Below are 19,306 nucleotides of genomic sequence, written 5' to 3'. Positions count from 1 at the left end.
ACAAGAAAGATGATCACTGTGACCGAAGCAACCGCAACCGCGGGAGCGCTCAAGCGCCTGTCCGACGAGGGCGTCTCCATCTGGCTGGACGACCTGTCGCGGGGGCGCATCACCTCGGGGAACCTGGCCGGGCTCGTCGAGAGCGGGAGCGTCGTCGGCGTCACCACCAACCCGTCGATCTTCCAGGCCGCCATCGGCTCGGGCGAGGGGTACGAGGAGCAGCTTGCCGACCTGGCGGCGCGCGGCGTCACGGTCGACGAGGCCGTACGCATGATGACCACCGCCGACGTGCGCGCCGCCGCCGACGTGCTGCGGCCGGTGTACGACGCGACCGGCGGCCGGGACGGGCGGGTGTCCATCGAGGTGGACCCCCGGCTGGCGCACCGCACGGCGGCGACCGTCGCCGAGGCCAGGCAGCTCGCGTGGCTGGTCGACCGCCCCAACGTGATGGTCAAGATCCCGGCGACCCGGGCGGGCCTGCCGGCCATCACGGAGGTCGTCGGGCTGGGTATCAGTGTCAACGTGACGCTGATCTTCTCCCTGCAGCGCTACCGCGAGGTGATGGACGCCTACCTCGCCGGTCTGGAGAAGGCGCAGGCAGCCGGCCTGGACCTGGCGACGATCCACTCCGTCGCCTCCTTCTTCGTCTCCCGCGTCGACACGGAGATCGACAAGCGGCTCACGCTGCGGGGCACCGACGAGGCCCTCGCCCTGAAGGGCCGGGCGGCGCTGGCGAACGCGCGGCTGGCCTACGAGGCCTACGAGGCCGTGTTCGGCTCCGCCGACCGGGGGACACGGCCAAGTGAGCGCTGGCGCGCCCTGGCCGGCGCCCGTGCCAACGAGCAGCGCCCCCTGTGGGCGTCCACCGGGGTGAAGGATCCGGCGTACAAGGACACGCTGTATGTGGACGAGCTGGTCGCGCCCGGCACGGTGAACACCATGCCGGAGGCCACGCTGACGGCCACCGCCGACCATGGCGACATCACCGGCGACACGGTGACCGGTGGCTACGCACAGGCCCGTGCCGACCTGGCGGCCGTCGAGCGGCTGGGGATCTCCTACGACGAGGTCGTGCAGCAGCTCGAGGACGAGGGCGTCGCCAAGTTCGAGGCGGCCTGGCAGGACCTGCTGGACGCGGTCACGAAGTCCCTGGACAGCAAGGGAGTTGACGCGGAATGACGAAGAAGCCCGCCGACGCGGCGGCCGAGGTCCCCGAGGCCGCTGGGGCCGGGGCCACCGCTGCCGCCGACGACACCAGGAGCCCGGCCGCGGACACTGCCGCCCCGGGTGACGCGGCCACCGCCGCCCCGGGTGACGCTGCCGCCGCCGGGGCCGGTGCACCGGCCGCCACGAAGAGCGACGCATCCGCCGCCACCCGGGCCGGGGGCCGGGCCGCCGCGAAGTCCGGCGGCCCGGGGTCCGACGGGCGGCTCCCGGTCGCGCCGGCCACCGAATGGGTGAATCCGCTGCGTGACCCCCGCGACCGCCGGCTGCCCCGGATCGCGGGCCCCTCCGGGCTCGTCATCTTCGGCGTCACCGGCGACCTGTCCCGCAAGAAGCTGATGCCGGCCGTGTACGACCTGGCCAACCGCGGTCTGCTGCCGCCGGGCTTCTCGCTCGTCGGCTTCGCCCGGCGGGACTGGGAGGACCAGGACTTCGCCCAGGTGGTGTACGAGGCCGTCAAGGAGCACTCCCGAACGCCGTTCCGCGAGGAGGTCTGGCAGCAGCTCTCCGAGGGCATGCGGTTCGTTCCCGGCGACTTCGACGACGACACGGCCTTCAAGCACCTCAAGACGGCCGTCGACGAGCTGGACACCTCCCGCGGCACCGGCGGCAACTTCGCCTTCTACCTCTCCGTGCCGCCGAAATTCTTCCCCAAGGTCGTGCAGCAGCTGAAGAAGCACGGGCTGGCGAACGCGCCGCAGGGCTCCTGGCGACGCGCCGTGATCGAAAAACCGTTCGGTCGCGACCTGGCGAGCGCCCGCGAGCTGAACCGGATCGTGCACGAGGTCTTCGAACCGGAGCAGGTCTTCCGCATCGACCACTACCTCGGCAAGGAGACCGTCCAGAACATCCTGGCGCTGCGCTTCGCCAACCAGATGTACGAACCGGTCTGGAACCGTTCGTACGTCGACCATGTGCAGATCACGATGGCCGAGGACATCGGCATCGGCGGGCGCGCCGGCTACTACGACGGCATCGGCGCCGCCCGGGACGTCATCCAGAACCACCTGCTGCAGCTGATGGCGCTCACCGCGATGGAGGAGCCGATCGCCTTCGATGCCGAGGCGCTGGTCACCGAGAAGCTCAAGGTGCTCAAGTCCGTGCGGCTCCCGCAGGACCTGGGCGTCCACACGGTGCGCGGGCAGTACGCGGCCGGCTGGCAGGGCGGCGAGAAGGTCATCGGCTACCTCGAGGAAGAGGGCATCGACAAGAAGTCGAAGACCGACACCTACGCCGCGGTCAAGCTGGAGATCGACAACCGCCGCTGGGCGGGCGTCCCCTTCTACCTGCGCACCGGCAAGCGGCTCGGCCGCCGGGTGACGGAGATCGCGGTCGTCTTCCAGCGGGCACCGCACTCCCCCTTCGACACCACGGCCACCGAGGAACTCGGCGAGAACGCCATCGTCATCCGCGTCCAGCCGGACGAGGGCATGACGGTCCGGTTCGGTTCGAAGGTGCCGGGCACCTCGATGGAGATCCGGGACGTGTCGATGGACTTCGCCTACGGCGAGTCCTTCACGGAGTCCAGCCCGGAGGCGTACGAGCGTCTCATCCTGGACGTCCTGCTCGGTGACGCCAATTTGTTCCCCCGTCACCAGGAGGTGGAAGAGTCCTGGAAGGTCCTCGACCCGATCGAGGAGTACTGGGACAGGCACGGCAGGCCCGCGCAGTACCCCGCCGGCACATGGGGTCCCCGGGAAGCCGACGAGATGCTCGCACGAGACGGACGGAGCTGGCGCAGGCCATGAAGATCGACCTCACCGACACCACGGCAAGCAAGATCAACAAGGCGCTGGTGCAGGGCCGCCGCGCCATCGGCACCCCCGCCGTGGGCATGGTCCTGACGATGGTCATCGTCACCGACGAGGAGAACGCCTACGACGCGCTCAAGGCGGCCGAGGAGGCCTCGCACGAGCACCCCTCGCGGACCCTGGTCGTCATCAAGCGGCACGTCCGCACCCTGCGGGACCGCACGAGCTCCCGGCTGGACGCGGAGGTGCGGGTCGGCTCGGAGGCCGGCACCGGCGAGACGGTCGTGCTGCGTACCTACGGCGATGTGTCCGACCACGCCGACTCCGTGGTCCTGCCCCTGCTGCTGCCGGACGCCCCGGTGGTCGTGTGGTGGCCGGTGGACGCGCCCGACAATCCCTCCCAGGACCCGCTGGGCGCGCTCGCCCAGCGCCGGATCACCGACCTGTACGCCGTCGAGCGGCCCCTGGAGGTCCTGCAGACCCGCGTGCGCACCTACGCGCCCGGCGACACCGACCTCGCCTGGACCCGGCTGACGCCGTGGCGCTCGATGCTGGCCGCGGCCCTGGACCAGGCCCGGGTGCAGGTGACCTCGGCGGCCGTGGAGGCCGAGGCGGACAACCCGAGCGCCGAACTGCTGGCGCGCTGGCTGGAGGCCCGGCTGAACGTCAGGGCCGACCGCGTCGTCACCGCCGGCCCGGTCGTCACGGCCGTACGGCTCGGCACCGACAACGGGGAGATCGTCATCGACCGGCCGGAGGGTCCGCTGGCCACGCTGACGCTGCCGGGCCAGCCGCCGCGCACCCTCGCGCTGAAGGTCCGGACCACCTCCGAACTCATCGCCGAGGAGCTCCGCCGCCTCGACGCCGACGAGATGTACGCCGTCGCCCTGCGCGGCGAGGGCCTCAAGGAGACCGTCTGACATGTCCCACACCCCCATGCTCAACCGGCGGCCGGAGTGGACCGCCCTGGAGGACCACCGCGCCCAGCAGATGCAGCATCCCAGTCTGCGGGAGCTGTTCGCGGCGGATCCCTCCCGGGCCGAGCGCCTCACGGTGCGCGTCGGTGACCTGCGCATCGACTACTCCAAGCACCTCGTCACCGACGAGACCCTCGCCCTGCTGCAGGAACTGGCCACCGCCACCGACGTGTTCGGCCTGCGCGACGCCATGTTCCGCGGTGAGAGGATCAATGTCACCGAGAACCGGGCCGTCCTGCACACCGCCCTGCGCGCCGCCCCGGACGCGGTCGTCGAGGTCGACGGGGAGAACATCGTCCCCCGGGTGCACGCGGTCCTCGACAAGATGAGCGGGTTCGCCGACCGGGTGCGCTCCGGCGAGTGGACCGGCCACACCGGGCGGCGGATCCGCAATGTCGTCAACATCGGCATCGGTGGCTCCGACCTCGGCCCCGCGATGGCGTACGAGGCACTGCGCCCCTACACGGCACGGGAGTTGACCTTCCGGTTCGTCTCGAACGTCGACGGTGCCGACCTGCACGAGGCGGTACGCGACCTGGACCCGGCCGAGACGCTGTTCATCGTCGCCTCCAAGACCTTCACCACCATCGAGACGATCACGAACGCGACCTCGGCGCGCTCCTGGCTGCTCGGCGGGCTCGGCGGCGACGAGAAGGCGGTGGCCCGGCACTTCGTGGCCCTGTCGACCAACGCGCGCAAGGTCACCGAGTTCGGCATCGACCCGGACAACATGTTCGAGTTCTGGGACTGGGTCGGCGGTCGCTATTCCTACGACTCCGCCATCGGCCTGTCGCTGATGATCGCCATCGGCCCGGACCGCTTCCGGGAGATGCTCGACGGCTTCCGCATCGTCGACGACCACTTCCGCAACGCGCCGGCCGAGGCCAACGCCCCCTTGATCCTTGGCCTGTTGGGGATCTGGTACAACAACTTCTTCGACGCGCAGACGCACGCGGTGCTGCCGTACTCGCACTACCTGTCGAAGTTCACCGCCTACCTGCAGCAGCTGGACATGGAGTCCAACGGCAAGTCGGTGCAGCGCGACGGCCGGCCCGTGGAGTGGCAGACCGGTCCGGTGGTGTGGGGCACGCCCGGCACCAACGGGCAGCACGCCTACTACCAGTTGATCCACCAGGGCACCAAGCTGATCCCGGCCGACCTGATCGGGTTCGCCAACCCGGTGGACGAGCTGAGCGGGGAACTCAAGGCGCAGCACGACTTGTTGATGGCGAACATGCTGGCGCAGGGACAGGCGCTGGCCTTCGGCAAGACCGCCGAGGAGGTGCGTGCCGAGGGGGTGCCCGAGGAGCAGGTGGCGCACCGCACCTTCAGGGGAAACCGCCCCACCACGACCGTTCTGGCGACCGAGCTGACCCCGTCGGTGCTCGGCCAGCTGGTCGCCCTCTACGAGCACAAGGTGTTCGTACAGGGCGCGATCTGGAACATCGACTCCTTCGACCAGTGGGGTGTCGAGCTCGGCAAGGTGCTCGCCAAGCGCGTCGAGCCCGCACTGACCGAAGGCGCCGAGGTGCCGGGGCTGGACCCGTCCACCGCCGCGCTCGTGGCCGCCTACCGCACGCTCAGGAAGAAGTGAACTGATATGCAGATCGGACTCATCGGTCTCGGCAAGATGGGCGGCAACATGCGCGAGCGCCTCCGCAATGCCGGCCACACGGTCATCGGCTACGACCGCAATCCCGACCTCTCCGACGTGAAGACGCTCAACGAACTGGTCGAGCAGCTCGACGCCCCGCGCACGGTCTGGGTGATGGTCCCGGCCGGCACGGCGACCCAGACGGTCGTCGACGAACTCAGGGACCTGCTGCAGGAGGGCGACACCGTCGTCGACGGCGGCAACTCCCGCTGGACCGACGACGAGAAGCACGCCGCCGAGCTGGGCATCAGGGGCATCGGCTTCGTCGACGCGGGCGTCTCCGGCGGCGTGTGGGGTCTGCAGAACGGCTACGCCCTGATGGTCGGCGGCGACAACGAGCACGTCGAGCGGCTCCAGCCGATCTTCGACGCGCTCAAGCCCGAGGGCCCGTACGGCTTCGTCCATGCGGGCCGGGTCGGCGCGGGCCACTTCGCGAAGATGGTCCACAACGGCATCGAGTACGCCATGATGCAGGCCTACGCCGAGGGCTGGGAGCTGCTGGAGAAGGTTCCGTCGGTCACCGACGTGCGGGAGGTCTTCCGCTCCTGGCAGGAGGGCACGGTCATCCGCTCCTGGCTGCTCGACCTCGCGGTGAACGCACTGGACGAGGACGAGCACCTGGACAAACTGCGCGGCTACGCGGAGGACTCCGGCGAGGGCCGGTGGACCGTCGAGGCTGCGATCGACCACGCGGTGCCGCTGCCGGCGATCACCGCCTCGCTCTTCGCCCGCTTCGCCTCCCGCCAGGACGACTCCCCGCAGATGAAGATGGTCGCGGCGCTGCGCAACCAGTTCGGCGGCCACGCCGTCGAGTCGGCGAAGAAGGACTGACGCGCCGTGGGGGACCTGCTGCTGGTCCGCCACGGCGAGACGGAATGGAGCCTGTCGGGACAGCACACCAGCCACACCGACCTGCCCCTGACCCAGCGCGGCGAGGAGCAGGCCAAGTCCCTCGCTCCGCTTCTCACCGACCGGACCTACGCGCTCGTACTCACCAGCCCGCTCGGCCGTGCCGTGCGCACCGCCGAACTCGCGGGCCTGACCGGGGCCGTGGCGGATCCGGACCTGCACGAGTGGGACTACGGCGCCTACGAGGGCGTCACCACCCGCGAGATACACCGCACCCGACCCGACTGGGACCTGTGGACCGACGGGGTGCCGCCCGGTCCACAGGGCGGTCCCGGTGAGTCGCCGCAGCAGGTGGGGCGGCGCGCCGACCGGGTGCTGGCCAGGGCGGACGCGGCCCTGGCCGACCGCACCGGCGACGTGGTCCTGGTGGCCCACGGCCACTTCCTGCGGGTACTGACGGCCCGTCGGCTGGGCCTGCCGCCGGCGCAGGGACGGCTGTTCCAGCTGGCCACCGGCACGGTCAGCCGGCTCTCCACGGAGCACGGGTGGCCCGTGATCGCGGAGTGGAACAGGACACCGTGAGCCGCCCGGTCCGGGTCACTTCCCGTGGCCCGGACCGCAGCGGTACAGCAGTTGCGACTGGTCGCGTGAACCGTAGGCCGCCGCCGGGACGAGCGTGCAGTGGGCGACCGTCCAGCCTTCGAGCGCACCGACGGGCGTAACGGCGGCCCGGCGCCGGAGCGCCCTGACGTCGGCGCGGCGCAGCACGACGTAGCGGAGCCGGCCGGTGTCGATGAGCCGGTGGAAGCGTGCGGGCGTCGGGTACGGGACCTTGCCGGTGAAGCCGCCCATGGGCAGGACGCGGGCGTTGGCCGTGATGATGTAGGGCGCGGCCTGCCACCAGCCGGGTACGGCGGCCAGGTAGTCCGCGCCCTGCCGGTGGGCGGTGAGGTAGGCCAGCAGACGCTCCCGGGCCGGGCCGAGCCGTGCCCGCGGGTTGCCCGGGCGCACGCTGGCGGGACCGACGCGGCCCATGGAACCCGGCTCGTTGTAGCGCGGGGAGAGCGCCGAGGCGGACCACACCGCGGGGACGAGGAGAACGGCGGCCAGTGCGGCGGCCAGGCCCGCCGTGCGCAGGCGGGTCCGGCGGGCCCCGGTCAGCGCCAGTCCCGCCAGACACAGGGCGACCGCCGTGGGGGCCGCCCAGGGGAAGAAGTGCGGGTACCACAGCGTCAGGGCCGTGCACCAGGCGACGTTTCCGGCGAGCACCACGGGCAGCGCCCCGATCCGCCTGCTCGTGGCCCGGCAGGCGCGTACACCGCGGACGGTCCCGGCTCCCGCCAGCGCGGCCAGCGCCACCGCGACGACGCCCATGTAGTAGGTGTGCCCGGTCACGCTGCCGAAGCTGAACACCAGGAAGAACGTGGCCAGCCACACCCCCCACAGCAGCTGGCCCGCGAGCACACGGTCGGTGCGGGGTGCGCGCCGCCGCCACAGGGCGACCGCGCCCCCCACGAGGCCGAACGCGGCCAACGGGTACAGCCACCCGGTCTGCGTGGCGAGGCCGGGGCTGAACATCTTCCAGACGCTGTCCCCCATGCCCGGTCCCGACCCGGCCGCGCGGACCGTCCGGCCGGCGACGATGCTCCCGGTGCCGGCCGCGTCGACACCGACCGCGTCGAAACGGGTCAGGAAGTTGTAGCCGACGACCAGGCCGAACGCCGAGTTGTCGGTGGTGCCGTCGAGGTACGGGCGGTCCGCGGCCGGGGTGATGGTGGCCACCGCCATCCAGGAGGCCGACACCGCGACGGTCGCCGCGCCGGCCAGGGCCAGGTGGACGAGGCGGCGGCGCAGACCCGCCGGTGCGGCGACGAGGTAGGTGACGGCGAGCGCGGGCAGCACCGCCCAGGCCTCCAGCATCTTGCACTGGAAGGCCACACCCACCCAGACGCCCGCGAGCAGCAGGGTGCGCAGGCGGGCCCGCTCGGTGGCCCGCCAGGTGGCCTCGGCCGCCAGGAGCAGCAGCAGGACGAACGGCGCGTCCTCCACGATGGAACGGCCGAGGCCGACGGTCACCGGGGTGAGGGTCAGGAAGGCGGCGGCCAGCAGGCCGGCCGGCACGCCAGCCCAGCGGCGCACCAGCAGATGGATCAGGATCACGCAGGCGACACCCTCGATGGCCTGCGGCAGCACCAGCGCCCACGGGTGGAAGCCGAAGACCAGCGCCGACAGGGCCTGCGGCCACAGGAAGCCGGGGAGCTTGTCGAGGGTGATGGTGTTGCCCGGGTCGAAGGAGCCGTAGAAGAAGCCGACCGGGCTGTCGGTCATGCTGCGCACGGCGCTCGCGTAGAACCCGTGGTACACGCTGCTGTCGATGCCCCACAGCGACAGCAGGGCGGCGACGGCGGCTATGCCGAGCAGTACGGGCCGCTCGTACCGGTCCGGGCTCGGGCAGCGTGTCGACGGGGGTGGCGGCGGCCCGTCGACCCGTACGGCCGACTCCGTGGTGGGGCTGAGCATGACTGGCCCTTTCAGGACTCCCCGGGTATCTCCCCATCCGGGACGCAGGGTGCATTCCGGATGTTGGTGAGTATCTGCCGCTGGAGCTGTACGGAGTCTGAACAGGGCCCGACTTCTAAGGAGATCACACCGGGCTCTCACCCGGCGGTTACCTGACGGCGCCCGAGCACGCCGGCCGCTGGGCCCGGGCCGGTCGCACGGCGGACTGAACCGGACGGACCCTAGGGCCGCGGGTGGCGCGGTTCGTACAGGCCGAGTTCGCCGCCGCCCGGGAGGCTGAAGGCGGTGACGCGGCCCCAGCGCGGCTCCTGCACGGGCCGGGTGAACTCCACGCCCTTCGAGGTGAGTTCGGCGATCGTCGCGTCGAGGTCGTCGCACATGAGCATCAGCTCGAGGGCCGGCTCGCCCTCGCTCGGATGACAGGCGACCTCGGCGGGCGGCGCCGCGAAGATCAGCCAGCCGTGGCCGGCGTCGGCGTACGGCCAGCCCAGTACGTCCCGCAGGAAGGCGCGGTCGGCCTCCGCGTCGCGGGTGTGGACGACGACGTGTGCCCCATTGATCACATGCGGAGGCTAGGACGCGGCGGGACGCGCGGCAAGCACCCGCGGCCGTGCTCCCGGGGCTATGCGTTGGACCAGGACCGCCGGCACAGCACCAGCCGGTAGCCGTCCGGGTCCTCGACCGTCACTCCCCACTCGTTCCAGTACGGGTTGGGCGAGGCCACCCGCCTGCCGCCGTGCTCCTCCAGCCGGGCGACCAGGTCCTCCGGGACCGGGCCGTCCACGTAGACCACGAGGAGGTCCTCCTCGGTGGGGCTCGGCCGGACCGGGGCGGCGGGCTCATGGACGAGTTCCAGGTGCCAGCCCGCATCCGGCCAGCCGACCATCAGCAGATCGTGTTCTCCGGGTTCCGGGCCGCCCTCGGCCCGCCAGATCACGTCGAGGCCGAGTCCGCCGACCCAGAAGCGCTCGGCCGCGGCCAGGTCGAGGGACGGGCGGGCGACGCGGATGTGGCTGCGGCCGTTGACGGGCATGGTGACCTCTTCTCGTGTCGGGCTGCGGATGTCACCGGTGAAGGCGACGCGATCGGAAGCCTAGAAGGACCTTGATCCACGAACCATCGGCCGTCCGCCCTGCACCGCGAGCCCTAGGTCCTGTCGTCAAATCCCCGTCGCCCGCCCTGAGGGCGGCCCCGGCGACGTCATGGCGGTCCCCCCGCTCGAGCGGAGCCGGGAGCTTGGGGGAGCGTGCTCTCGGCGTGCCGGGCCTCGGTCCTCGTACCGAGAGTGCGTGCATGGCGTCGCTGGGCAGGCGGGGATTCGACGACAGGGCCTGGGTCTCAAAGCCGCCGGACGGACCCTCCGGGCATCCGGGGGCCGGCCGTGCGACCCGGGACGCGCCGCCCCGCCCCGTCCCGCCCCGTCCGGCCTGCCTTCAGGACGGGGACACGACGGCCGCGTCCAGGAGGGGGCCGAGTTCCTGGGCCACGGTCGTCAGGGGGCGTACGTCCCGCTCGGCCCGGGCCATGAGGATCGCGCCCTCCAGGGCGCTGATCATCAGCGTGGCGAGGGGCTCGGCGCGCCCGGCCGGTACGCCCATGTCCGTCAGGGCCCCGGCGACGGGCTCCCGCCAGGTCGCGAAGGCGGCCGCCGCCGCGTCCCGCGTGGAGTCGCCGGACGTGGCGCACTCCACCGTGGCCGCGGCGACGGGGCAGCCGGAGGCGAACCCGGCCGTCTCGTACTCGTCGGTCCACTGCCGCACCATCGCGGCGAACAGGCCGCTGGGGGTCGGCTCGGCGAGCCCCGCGAGGAACCGTGCGACCCGCCGGCCCGCGTACCCGCCGGCCCAGGCGACCGCCTCGTTGACCAGCTGTTCCTTGCCGCCCGGGAAGTAGTGCTGGAGCGATCCGCGCGGCGCCTGCGCGTGGGCGGCGACGGCCCGCATGCCCGTGGCGCCGACGCCGTCGCGCCGGATGAGCTGGGCCGCGCTGAAGACCATCCGCTCGCGCGGGCCCCGCTGGGACTGCGTCATCGTCGACCTCCCGCGCCGCGCGCCGTTTCCGCGCCCACTCTATGACCGCCGTCATAGAGCTCGCTACTATGACAGCCGTCATAGCCGTCGCGCCGCTGTCGCGGACAGCGCTGTCGTGAACGGCGTGGTCCCGACCGGAGGGCGTCCTCGTGAACCTCGGTTTCATCGGCCTCGGAGTCATGGGGCAGCCCATGGCACTCCGGCTGGCCCACTCCGGCACTCCCCTGGTCGTGTGGAACCGGACGGCCGCCCGTACCGCCCCGCTGCGCGCGGCCGGCGCCGAGGTGGCCGCCGACGCCGACGAGGTGTTCTCCCGTGCGGACGTGGTCGTTCTGATGCTGGCCGACGACCTCGCCATCGACGCCACCCTGGGCCGCGGCACCGCGGACTTCGCGGCGCGCGTCACGGGACGGGTGGTCGTCCACATGGGCACGACCTCGCCGGAGTACTCGCACGGCCTGGACGCCGACATCCGTGCGGCGGGCGGGAGTTACGTCGAGGTTCCCGTCTCCGGCTCCCGCGTCCCGGCGGAGCACGGGCAGTTGGTGGCAATGCTGGCCGGCGACGAACGGGCCGTTCAGGTGGTACGGCCGCTGCTCGCCCCCATGTGCCGGGAGACGTTCGTCTGCGGCCCGGCCCCCAACGCGCTGCTGATGAAGCTGTCCGTGAACCTGTTCCTGATCACGCTGGTGACCGGGCTCACCGAGGCCTTCCACTTCGCCGGACGGCAGGGGCTCGACCGGCGGCTGTTCCTGGAGGTGCTGGGCGCGGGCCCGATGGCCAGTGGGGTCTCGCGGATGAAGGCGCCGAAGCTGCTCGCCGGGGACTACGCGGTGCAGGCGGCGGTCCTCGACGTCCTGAAGAACAACCGGCTCATCGCCGAGGCCGCCCGCACGTCCGGCATCGCCTCACCGCTGCTCGACGTCTGCCACGACCTGTTCGAGGAGACGGTGTCGCTCGGGCACGGCGGGGAGGACATGGTGGCGGTGCTGAAGGCGATCGAAACCCGCACGGACACCGGCGTGAGGCGCTGGTTCGACGGCACCCCCTAACCCTCGTCAACCCTCGTTGGCGCCGCGTGGGATCCCGTAGGCCCGGTCCACCTTCAGCCGCAGCACCAGGCGGCGGTCGCGGACCATCGCGGCGCGGTAGTCGTCCCAGTCCGGGTGCTCGCCGAGGACGTCGCGGTACAGGCGGATCAGCTCCTCCACGGTCTCGTCGTGCGGGTCCCCGGCGACGGGCGAGAGGTCGGCCGTGCCCTCGGCGACCGTGTAGGCGCGGCGGTCCGGGGTGGTCACGTGGTACGACGCCCGTGGGTCTCGGCGCAGGTTGCGGGTCTTGGCACGGTCGTCGGTGAGCGAGACCCGGATGACGCGTTCGTCCGGGTAGTAGGCGTGGCTGACGTTCGACAGCTGGGGCCGGCCGTCACGCTTGAGGGTGATCAGCACCCCGCCGTGGCCCTCGGAGAGCAGCTGGAGCAGTTCGTCCCGCGCCGGGTCGTGCGTCGCGTCGTGAGTCATACCCCGGACAACCTCACGGGCCGCTCCGCGCATTCCCGGGCCCCCGGCCGCGGACGGTTCGCGTGATCCCGAGGACCGTTCTCGCGTTCCTGCGCGACGATGAGACCGGGGACGTCCCGGCCGGGGTGGGCCGCAGTGCCCCCGGGCGAAGGGAACCGGAGGAGAGCGATGGCACGGCTGCGACAGGACTGCGACCCGGGTGAGGCCGGGCTGGACGCCAAGGCGCTGGAGCGCCTCGACCGGCACGTGGCCCACTTCGTCGACCGGGGGCGCCTGCCCGGATTCCTGGTGTCGATCACGCGGGGCGGCCGGATCGTCCACCTCACCACGTACGGCCTGCGGGACGTGGCGGCGGGGCTGCCCGTCGAGACGGACACACTGTGGCGGATCTACTCCATGACCAAGCCGGTCACCACGGTCGCCGCGCTGCTTCTCGTCGAGGAGGGACGGCTGTCCCTGGACGACCCGCTGGAACGGCACCTGCCGGTCTTCGCCGGTCCACGGGTGTACGTGAGCGGCTCCGGCGACGAGGTACGCACCCGCCCGGCGGCCGGGCCGATCCTGATCCGGCACCTGATGACCCACACCGCGGGGCTGACCTTCGGCTTCTACCACTCCCACCCCGTCGACGCCCTGTACCGGGCGGCGGGCCTGCAGTTCTCGGTGCCGCCGGGCGCCGACCTGGCCGAGACGACGGACGTGTACGCGGGCCTGCCCCTGCAGTTCGACCCCGGCACCCGGTGGAACTACTCCGTGGCCAGCAACGTGCTGGGCCGGGTCGTCGAGGTGGTCTCGGGACAGCCGCTGGACGCGTTCTTCGCCGAGCGGATCCTCGGGCCGCTCGGGATGACGGACACCGGGTTCTGCGTCGCGGACGAACAGACCGGCAGACTCGCCGAGTTGTACGGGGAGAGCGACGACGGCGGCATCGAGCCGATCCCCGGCCTGCCACTGCGCGGCCGCCCTCGTTTCCTGTCGGGCAGCGGCGGTCTGGTGGCCAGCGCGCACGACGTCCACCGGTTCATGGAACTGCTCCGCAGACGCGGCGAGTTGGACGGCACCCGCCTGCTCGCCCCCGAAACCGTGGACCTGATGACCCGCAACCACCTCCCGGGCGGCGCCGATCTGCGTGCCTTCGGCACTCCCGCCCACGACGAGCCCGGCAACGACGGCGTCGGCTTCGGTCTCGGCGTCTCCGTCGTCGTCGACCCGGCGCGCACGCAGGCGCCGTCGGGTCCGGGCACGTACGGCTGGAGCGGTGTGGCGACGACGACCTTCTGGGTCGATCCGAGCCGCGACCTGACGTTGCAGTTCATGACGCAGGTCCGCCCCAGGAGCTCTCTGAAGATCTACCCGGAGCTGAAGCGTCTGGTGCACGAGGCGGTCATGGACTGAGTCCGGGCTCACGCTCGGGCCTGCCACCGGTCCCCGGGTCCCGGAGAGGAAGAGGACGTCGTCGGTCGTTCCCTCTTCCTGTCCGGATCTCCGGGCTCGCCATCAGGACAGGTGCGCCACCGCGTCCAGGTGCGGCAGGTGGTGGTCCAGGCGCTCCCGCTTGGTGCGCAGGTAGGTGATGTTGCTCTCGCACGGCGGGATCAGCAGCGGGACCTGCTCGGCGACCTGGATGCCGTGCCGCAGCAGCGCCTCGCGCTTGCGCGGGTTGTTGGACATCAGGCGCACCGAGCGCACCCCCAGGTCGTGCAGGATCTGCGCGGCCACACCGTAGTCGCGGGCGTCGACCGGCAGGCCGAGGGCCAGGTTCGCCTCGACGGTGTCCAGGCCCTCCGCCTGCAGCGCCATCGCACGCAGCTTGGCGAGCAGTCCGATGCCCCGGCCCTCGTGGCCCCTCAAGTAGACGACGACGCCGCTGCCTTCGGCGACGACGGCGCGCATCGCGGCGTCGAGCTGGTCTCCGCACTCGCAGTGCTGGGACCCGAAGGCGTCGCCGGTCAGGCACTCGGAGTGCAGCCGGACGAGAACGCCGTCGGTGCCGATGTCGCCGTAGACCAGGGCCACTTGCTCGTCACCGCGGTCGTGGTCCATGTAGCCGACCGCCTGGAATTGCCCGTACACGGTGGGCAGGGGAGCATTCACGACGCGTTCCGCGCCGGTCCGCCGCGAGGACTTCTTGCCGAGTACGCCGAGGTTTTCTGTCATGATCTGGATCCTAAGCAGAGACGAAAGGCCGGAAAACAGTGAGTGGTTCGGGAACGCGGCCGTCGGCATATGGTCTACTGCCGGCGGACACGACGGAAGACGTACGGACGCGGGGGGCGGACCTCTCACGACAGGTCGCGGTCCTCCCGGTGGGGAGCTTCGAACAACACGGTCCGTTCCTTCCGCTGGCGACCGACACCCTGGTCGCCTGTGCCATCGCCCGGGAGATCGCGGGCGCGTACCCGGTGCACCTCCTTCCGCCGGTGACGATCTCCTGCTCGCACGAGCACGCGGCCTGGCCGGGGACCGTCAGCATCTCTTCCGTGACTCTTCATTCGGTGGTGCGGGACATCGCGGACTCGCTCCGCCGCTCCGGCGTCGAGGCCCTGGTGGTCGTCAACGGTCACGGCGGAAACTACGTACTGGGCAACGTGGTTCAGGAGGCCTCCGCGCGCGGGGAACGGATCGCGCTGTTCCCGGCCGCGGAGGACTGGGAGACGGCCCGGGAACGGGCCGGAGTGCGCACCTCGCTGCTCACCGACATGCATGCGGGGGAAATCGAGACCTCCGTTCTTCTGCACGCTCATCCCGAATCGGTACGGGCCGGTTACCAGGGCGCCGATTTGGTTGCGGACGACCGGCGTCATCTGCTCACCACCGGAATGTCCGCCTATACCGAATCGGGCGTCATCGGCCGTCCTTCCCTGGGCTCCGCGGAAAAGGGGAAGGAACTGCTGGCGAGCCTCGCCGCCTCCTTCGGGGCGTATTTCTCGCTGCTCACGTCGGCGGACTCGGCCGTGAACTCCGAGCGGGGCGCGGGAAGCGGGCAGGCGTAGCGTTCACCGGCCGCGTGGCCGGGTTCCGGGGCCGCCGCGGCCCGCGACCCGGCTCGTAGGCCGGCACACCAGCGGGCGACCAGGACGACCGCCCCGGGCAGGGCGGCCACGAAGCTCAGCACCCCGTACACCACGGCGACGGCCAGTCCCGTGCTCGCGCCGAGCCCCGCGGCGGCGAACGCCCAGGCGGTGACGCCTTCCCGGGGCCCGAAGCCGCCGACGTTCACCGGCAGCCCCATGGCGACCAGGGCCAGGACGGCCAGCGGCAGCAGCACCAGCGGGGAGGCGGCGCTCCCGGCGACCCGGGCGGCGACGACGAACATCGCGATGTGCCCCGCGAGGACGATGAGGGAGGACAGCGCCACCCCCGGCCCGTTGCGTCGGGACAGCAGCCCCTCGCGCGCCTCGCCGAGGACCCGGCGCAGGGCCCGTCCCCGGCGCGACGACGGCCGGTTCATGCGCAGCGCCACGACGACGGCGAGCGCGCCTACCGCCGCGAGCGCGGCCAGCGGCGCGAGCTGCCGTATCTGTACCCGGACCGGGGACGGCAGGGTCACCAGCGCCGCGATCCCGACGACGGACAACGCGATCTGCCCGGCGACCCGTTCCAGGACCACGGCCCGCACGCCGCGGCCGATGTCCCCGGCGCTCTGCCCGTGCCGCACCGCCCGGTGCACGTCGCCCAGGACCCCGCCGGGCAGGGCCGCGTTGAGGAACAGGGCACGGTAGTAGTCGGCCACGGCCGGGCCGAGCGGCAGCCGGATGCCGAGGCCGCGGGCCACCAACTGCCAGCGCCAGGCGCTGAACACGGTGGTGACCAGCCCGACGGCGAGCGCCGCGGCCAGGGTCGGCGCGTCGATCCGGCGCAGTCCGTCGAGGAAGACGCCGGTGCCCAGGCGCCACAGCAGGACGGCGAGGATGGCGACGCCGGCGACGGTGCCGAGGTGGGTGCGCAGCGCGCGGAAGGCGGAGCGGGAGCGGGAGGTGCGGGCTTGGCCGGTGGGGGCCTGCGGGTGGGAGGGCGCACATTCCTTCACCGGCGCCGGTACCGCCCGGACGTCCATGGTCTGCACGCTCATGCGGCACCGCCGGCCGGCCGGGACAGCGCCAGCAGGTCGCTGTGGTGGACGACGACCTCCAACTCCCCGGCGGCACAGGCCTCGAGGCGCTCCTTCAGGTAGCGGTCGGCGCGCGGCCCGAGTTCGGGACGCTGTTCGACGGCCGCACCGACCCAGCCGCGCAGCCACTGGGCGGTCAGCTCGCGCTGTCCGGGGCCGAGCTGCCACCCGCTCGGCTGCACCCGCACCGTCGCGCCGTGCTCGGCGAAGGCCTCGCAGGCCACGGTGAGCGCGTCGGGGCCCAGCAGCCCGGTGCGCCGCTGGTGCGCGTTGAACGCCTCGGTGATCTCGGCGTCCAGCGGGTGGGCCGGGGTGAGGTCGACGCGGCCGACCACCGACAGCGTCAGCAGTGCCGGGCAGCCCGCTCCGGCGCACGCGGCGGCGAGGGTGCCGATCTCCTCGCGGGTGAGGACGTCCAGCAGGGCCGACGCCGTCACCAGTGACGCGCCGACCAGGGCGTCCGGGGTGAGCCGGGCCACGTCGCCGCGGCGGGTCTCCACGGTGACCCGGCTGCCGTCGGCCGCCGCGCGCGGCGAGGCCACGGCGGCGAAGTGCAGGAGGTAGGGGTCGCGGTCGTGCAGGATCCAGTGCTGGGCACCGTCCAGCCGGGGGGCGAGCCAGCGGCCCATCGAGCCGGTGCCGCAGCCCAGGTCGTGCACGACGATCCCACCGTGCCGCGCGGGCAGGTTGGCGAGCCGGATCCGCAGCGGATCCAGCAGTTCCGCCGAGCGCGCGGTCGCGTCGGCCTGCTCCCGCAGTTGCAGCCACTCGGGCGCGTAGCGGGGCGGCTCCTGCGGGTCGCCCTCGCGGAGCTTGACGGTGGCGCGCTCGCCGGGGCGCGGGGCGGGCCCGGCGCCCGGTATCACGTCGTCCTGCGAGGGGGCCGTCTCGGTGACCTCGCGCGGTCCCGGCTGGCCCGGGATGCCCCCGTCCCGCTGGGCCGCGCCGGTCGAAGCCGTCGTCTTTCTCATGCCGCCCTCCTCGGTTCCTGCGGCAGCCGGCCGAGCACGCCGGCCAGGCTGCGGGCGGTCGTCGCCCATCCGTCCAGGGCCGCGCGCCGGCTTCGCGCGGCCGCCTTGAGACGGCGTCGTACGTCGGCCTCGCCGAACCAGCCGCGCAGTTCGGCGGCGAGGGCCGGGGAGTCCTCCGGCGGGACGAGGATGCCGGGCACCCCGCCGTCGGGAGCGCGGCCGACCGCCTCGGAGACGCCGCCGACGTCCGTGGCGAGTACCGGGATGCCCCGAGCGAGCGCCTCGGTGATCGCCATGCCGTAGGTCTCCGCGTAGGAGGTGAGGACCATCAGGTCGGCGGCGGCGTAGCTGGCGTCGAGTTCGGCGCCGGCCTGCGGTCCGGCCAGCCGCACCCGGTCCTCGAGGCCGTGTTCGCGGATCAGGCCGCGCAGTTCGGCGACGTACTCGGGGTCCTGGGTGAGCGCGCCGACGCACACGCAGCTCCACGGCAGGTCGGTCACCGCGGCCAGCGCCTCCACCAGCCGGTGCTGCCCCTTGCGCGGGGTCACCGCGGCGACGCACAGCAGCCGCGAGACGCCGTCGGTGCCGGAGGCGAGGGGCGCGATGTCGGCGCCGGGTGCGGCGACGTGCACCCGGTCGGGAGCGAGGCCGTGATGGGAGACGAGGCGGCGCACCGCCCACTCGCTGGTGGCGATCACGGCGGGTACCGCCCGCAGCACCTGGCGTTCCCTGGCGTCCAGTTCCGCGGCCACGGCCGCGTCGAGCCCGGTCTCGTCGCCGAGCGGGAGGTGGACGAGGACGGCCAGGCGCAGCCGTTCGGCCTGCGGCAGGACGATCTCGGGGACGCCGCAGGCGACGAGCCCGTCGAGGAGGACGACGGCGCCGTCCGGCAACGCGCCGAGCGTACGCGCGAGTTCCGCGCGGGCGGTCGCGTCCGGGTGGGGCCAGCCGCCGTCCACGGGGTGCCCGTGCACCTGCCAGCCGAAGCCGGGCAGGTCCAGGCTGACGCGCCGGTCGTAGGCGTTGCCGCCGCTCGGCGTGGCCGGGTCGTAGACGCCGCCCGGCAGGACGAAGTGCACGGTGCGCAGGGACATGGGGATGATCCCGACGTTGTCCAGGCCCGCGCGCTGCACGGGCACGTAGGTGAGGGCCGACGCCCGGTCGACGGTCGTGTCGGTCACAGGGCACGCTCGTAACTCGCCCAGGCGACGTGCGACTCGTGGAGGGTGACGGTGAGCCCGGCGAGTCCCTTCGCGCCCTCGCCCAGGGCACCCTTGTGGATCCGCTCGGCGAGCCGGTCGGCGATCACCTTGGCCAGGAACTCCGTGGAGGTGTTGATTCCGGCGAAGTCGGGCTCGTTGTCGAGGTTGCGGTAGTTCAGCTCGCTCACGACCGCGCCCAGTTCCTGGGTGGCCAGTCCGATGTCGACGACTATGTTGTCGTCGTCCAGCTGTTCGCGGCGGAACGTGGCGTCCACGAGGAACGTGGCTCCGTGCAGCCGCTGCGCGGGCCCGAAGACCTCGCCGCGGAAGCTGTGGGCGATCATGATGTGATCGCGGACGGTGATGCTGAACAACGGACGACCCTCCAGGTGCGGCGCGTCTGGTCCCCCCGCTGATCCCTGCCGGGGGATGCCGTGTAGTACGGCTCTTCGCTTCCCCGTGTTCAGTCCACTCTCACTCTTTTCTCAGGTCAGGCC

At 72.4% G+C, this 19,306-nt stretch carries 18 protein-coding genes and 1 pseudogene; 9 read left to right on the top strand and 10 right to left on the bottom strand.

The window, feature by feature from the left end:
- Positions 1–9 precede the first annotated feature (9 nt).
- Genes tal through AB0A61_RS16685 form a run of 6 tightly spaced genes read left to right on the top strand, consistent with a single transcriptional unit; the run spans position 10 to position 7,037 of the window.
- Entirely contained in the window at positions 10–1,179 is a 1,170-nt protein-coding gene (gene tal / locus AB0A61_RS16710; RefSeq protein ID WP_361292260.1) for a transaldolase, read from the top strand.
- Positions 1,176–2,972 carry a glucose-6-phosphate dehydrogenase gene (zwf, locus tag AB0A61_RS16705; protein WP_361292258.1) on the top strand — a complete coding sequence of 599 codons (1,797 nt, stop codon included), beginning with the start codon at positions 1,176–1,178 and terminating at the stop codon, positions 2,970–2,972. Before tal ends, zwf begins: the two co-directional genes overlap by 4 nt.
- Positions 2,969–3,895, top strand: coding sequence for a glucose-6-phosphate dehydrogenase assembly protein OpcA (gene opcA, locus AB0A61_RS16700; RefSeq protein WP_361292256.1), 927 nt, complete (start codon positions 2,969–2,971; stop codon positions 3,893–3,895). Before zwf ends, opcA begins: the two co-directional genes overlap by 4 nt.
- A 1-nt stretch (position 3,896) precedes the next feature.
- Positions 3,897–5,546 (top strand): glucose-6-phosphate isomerase, encoded by a 1,650-nt coding sequence (pgi, locus tag AB0A61_RS16695; RefSeq protein WP_361292254.1) that lies wholly within the window; start codon positions 3,897–3,899, stop codon positions 5,544–5,546.
- 6 nt (positions 5,547–5,552) lie between these two features.
- Entirely contained in the window at positions 5,553–6,437 is an 885-nt protein-coding gene (gene gnd / locus AB0A61_RS16690; RefSeq protein WP_361292252.1) for a phosphogluconate dehydrogenase (NAD(+)-dependent, decarboxylating), read from the top strand.
- A 6-nt stretch (positions 6,438–6,443) separates the two neighbouring features.
- Entirely contained in the window at positions 6,444–7,037 is a 594-nt protein-coding gene (locus AB0A61_RS16685; RefSeq protein ID WP_361292250.1) for a histidine phosphatase family protein, read from the top strand.
- Positions 7,038–7,052: 15 nt separating this feature from the next.
- Here the strand turns inward: AB0A61_RS16685 and AB0A61_RS16680 are convergent, their stop codons facing one another.
- The 4 genes from AB0A61_RS16680 to AB0A61_RS16665 form a co-directional block, all read right to left on the bottom strand.
- A complete protein-coding gene (locus AB0A61_RS16680; protein WP_361292248.1) occupies positions 7,053–8,975 on the bottom strand; it encodes a glycosyltransferase family 39 protein in 1,923 nt (640 codons plus the stop codon).
- Between the two features lie 221 nt (positions 8,976–9,196).
- Positions 9,197–9,538: a VOC family protein gene (locus tag AB0A61_RS16675; protein ID WP_361292246.1), complete on the bottom strand. Its 342-nt coding sequence runs from the start codon at positions 9,536–9,538 to the stop codon at positions 9,197–9,199.
- Between the two features lie 59 nt (positions 9,539–9,597).
- The gene (locus AB0A61_RS16670; RefSeq protein WP_361292244.1) at positions 9,598–10,008 is read right to left on the bottom strand and encodes a VOC family protein; all 411 of its coding nucleotides are present in this window, start codon (positions 10,006–10,008) and stop codon (positions 9,598–9,600) included.
- Positions 10,009–10,408: 400 nt separating this feature from the next.
- A complete protein-coding gene (locus tag AB0A61_RS16665; protein ID WP_361292242.1) occupies positions 10,409–11,005 on the bottom strand; it encodes a TetR/AcrR family transcriptional regulator in 597 nt (198 codons plus the stop codon).
- Positions 11,006–11,154: 149 nt separating this feature from the next.
- Here AB0A61_RS16665 and AB0A61_RS16660 point away from each other — a divergent pair, with 149 nt between their 5' ends.
- Positions 11,155–12,057: an NAD(P)-dependent oxidoreductase gene (locus AB0A61_RS16660; protein ID WP_361292240.1), complete on the top strand. Its 903-nt coding sequence runs from the start codon at positions 11,155–11,157 to the stop codon at positions 12,055–12,057.
- A 6-nt stretch (positions 12,058–12,063) separates the two neighbouring features.
- Here the strand turns inward: AB0A61_RS16660 and AB0A61_RS16655 are convergent, their stop codons facing one another.
- Positions 12,064–12,525: a PPOX class F420-dependent oxidoreductase gene (locus AB0A61_RS16655; RefSeq protein ID WP_361292238.1), complete on the bottom strand. Its 462-nt coding sequence runs from the start codon at positions 12,523–12,525 to the stop codon at positions 12,064–12,066.
- 168 nt (positions 12,526–12,693) lie between these two features.
- On the opposite strand from AB0A61_RS16655, the gene AB0A61_RS16650 reads away from it, so the two are divergent.
- The gene (locus AB0A61_RS16650; RefSeq protein ID WP_361292236.1) at positions 12,694–13,920 is read left to right on the top strand and encodes a serine hydrolase domain-containing protein; all 1,227 of its coding nucleotides are present in this window, start codon (positions 12,694–12,696) and stop codon (positions 13,918–13,920) included.
- A gap of 102 nt (positions 13,921–14,022) precedes the next feature.
- On the opposite strand, the gene ribA is transcribed toward AB0A61_RS16650, so the two are convergent.
- On the bottom strand, positions 14,023–14,682 hold the full coding sequence (gene ribA, locus AB0A61_RS16645) for a GTP cyclohydrolase II (RefSeq protein ID WP_361292234.1): 660 nt from the start codon (positions 14,680–14,682) through the stop codon (positions 14,023–14,025).
- Between the two features lie 38 nt (positions 14,683–14,720).
- Here ribA and AB0A61_RS16640 point away from each other — a divergent pair, with 38 nt between their 5' ends.
- Positions 14,721–15,518 (top strand): creatininase family protein, encoded by a 798-nt coding sequence (locus AB0A61_RS16640; protein WP_361292232.1) that lies wholly within the window; start codon positions 14,721–14,723, stop codon positions 15,516–15,518.
- Between the two features lie 104 nt (positions 15,519–15,622).
- On the opposite strand, the pseudogene AB0A61_RS16635 reads toward AB0A61_RS16640, so the two are convergent.
- The 4 genes and pseudogenes from AB0A61_RS16635 to AB0A61_RS16620 all read right to left on the bottom strand — a co-directional run.
- A pseudogene (locus tag AB0A61_RS16635) lies at positions 15,623–16,582 on the bottom strand (lysylphosphatidylglycerol synthase transmembrane domain-containing protein); the annotation flags it as partial.
- An 11-nt stretch (positions 16,583–16,593) separates the two neighbouring features.
- On the bottom strand, positions 16,594–17,607 hold the full coding sequence (locus AB0A61_RS16630; RefSeq protein ID WP_361292231.1) for a trans-aconitate methyltransferase: 1,014 nt from the start codon (positions 17,605–17,607) through the stop codon (positions 16,594–16,596).
- Positions 17,604–18,788, bottom strand: coding sequence for a glycosyltransferase family 4 protein (locus tag AB0A61_RS16625; protein WP_361292229.1), 1,185 nt, complete (start codon positions 18,786–18,788; stop codon positions 17,604–17,606). The genes AB0A61_RS16630 and AB0A61_RS16625 overlap by 4 nt, the downstream gene beginning before the upstream one ends.
- On the bottom strand, positions 18,785–19,183 hold the full coding sequence (locus tag AB0A61_RS16620) for a 6-carboxytetrahydropterin synthase (RefSeq protein WP_019985263.1): 399 nt from the start codon (positions 19,181–19,183) through the stop codon (positions 18,785–18,787). The genes AB0A61_RS16625 and AB0A61_RS16620 overlap by 4 nt, the downstream gene beginning before the upstream one ends.
- Positions 19,184–19,306: the final 123 nt, after the last annotated feature.

The sequence above is a fragment of the Streptomyces sp. NPDC046197 genome (genome assembly GCF_040646295.1).
Classification (GTDB): Bacteria; Actinomycetota; Actinomycetes; order Streptomycetales; family Streptomycetaceae; genus Streptomyces.
The sequence above is the reverse complement of the archived record's forward strand: the minus strand, read 5'-3'. Positions and strand labels throughout refer to the sequence as shown.

Excerpts from the sequence above, each read along its gene's own strand:
- tal (WP_361292260.1), top strand. The coding sequence starts at position 10 with ATGATCACTGTGACCGAAGCAACCGCAACCGCGGGAGCGCTCAAGCGC.
- zwf (WP_361292258.1), top strand. The coding sequence starts at position 1,176 with ATGACGAAGAAGCCCGCCGACGCGGCGGCCGAGGTCCCCGAGGCCGCT.
- opcA (WP_361292256.1), top strand. The coding sequence starts at position 2,969 with ATGAAGATCGACCTCACCGACACCACGGCAAGCAAGATCAACAAGGCG.
- pgi (WP_361292254.1), top strand. The coding sequence starts at position 3,897 with ATGTCCCACACCCCCATGCTCAACCGGCGGCCGGAGTGGACCGCCCTG.
- gnd (WP_361292252.1), top strand. The coding sequence starts at position 5,553 with ATGCAGATCGGACTCATCGGTCTCGGCAAGATGGGCGGCAACATGCGC.
- AB0A61_RS16680 (WP_361292248.1), bottom strand. The coding sequence starts at position 8,975 with ATGCTCAGCCCCACCACGGAGTCGGCCGTACGGGTCGACGGGCCGCCG.
- AB0A61_RS16670 (WP_361292244.1), bottom strand. The coding sequence starts at position 10,008 with ATGCCCGTCAACGGCCGCAGCCACATCCGCGTCGCCCGCCCGTCCCTC.
- AB0A61_RS16665 (WP_361292242.1), bottom strand. The coding sequence starts at position 11,005 with ATGACGCAGTCCCAGCGGGGCCCGCGCGAGCGGATGGTCTTCAGCGCG.
- AB0A61_RS16655 (WP_361292238.1), bottom strand. The coding sequence starts at position 12,525 with ATGACTCACGACGCGACGCACGACCCGGCGCGGGACGAACTGCTCCAG.
- AB0A61_RS16650 (WP_361292236.1), top strand. The coding sequence starts at position 12,694 with ATGGCACGGCTGCGACAGGACTGCGACCCGGGTGAGGCCGGGCTGGAC.
- ribA (WP_361292234.1), bottom strand. The coding sequence starts at position 14,682 with ATGACAGAAAACCTCGGCGTACTCGGCAAGAAGTCCTCGCGGCGGACC.
- AB0A61_RS16630 (WP_361292231.1), bottom strand. The coding sequence starts at position 17,607 with ATGAGAAAGACGACGGCTTCGACCGGCGCGGCCCAGCGGGACGGGGGC.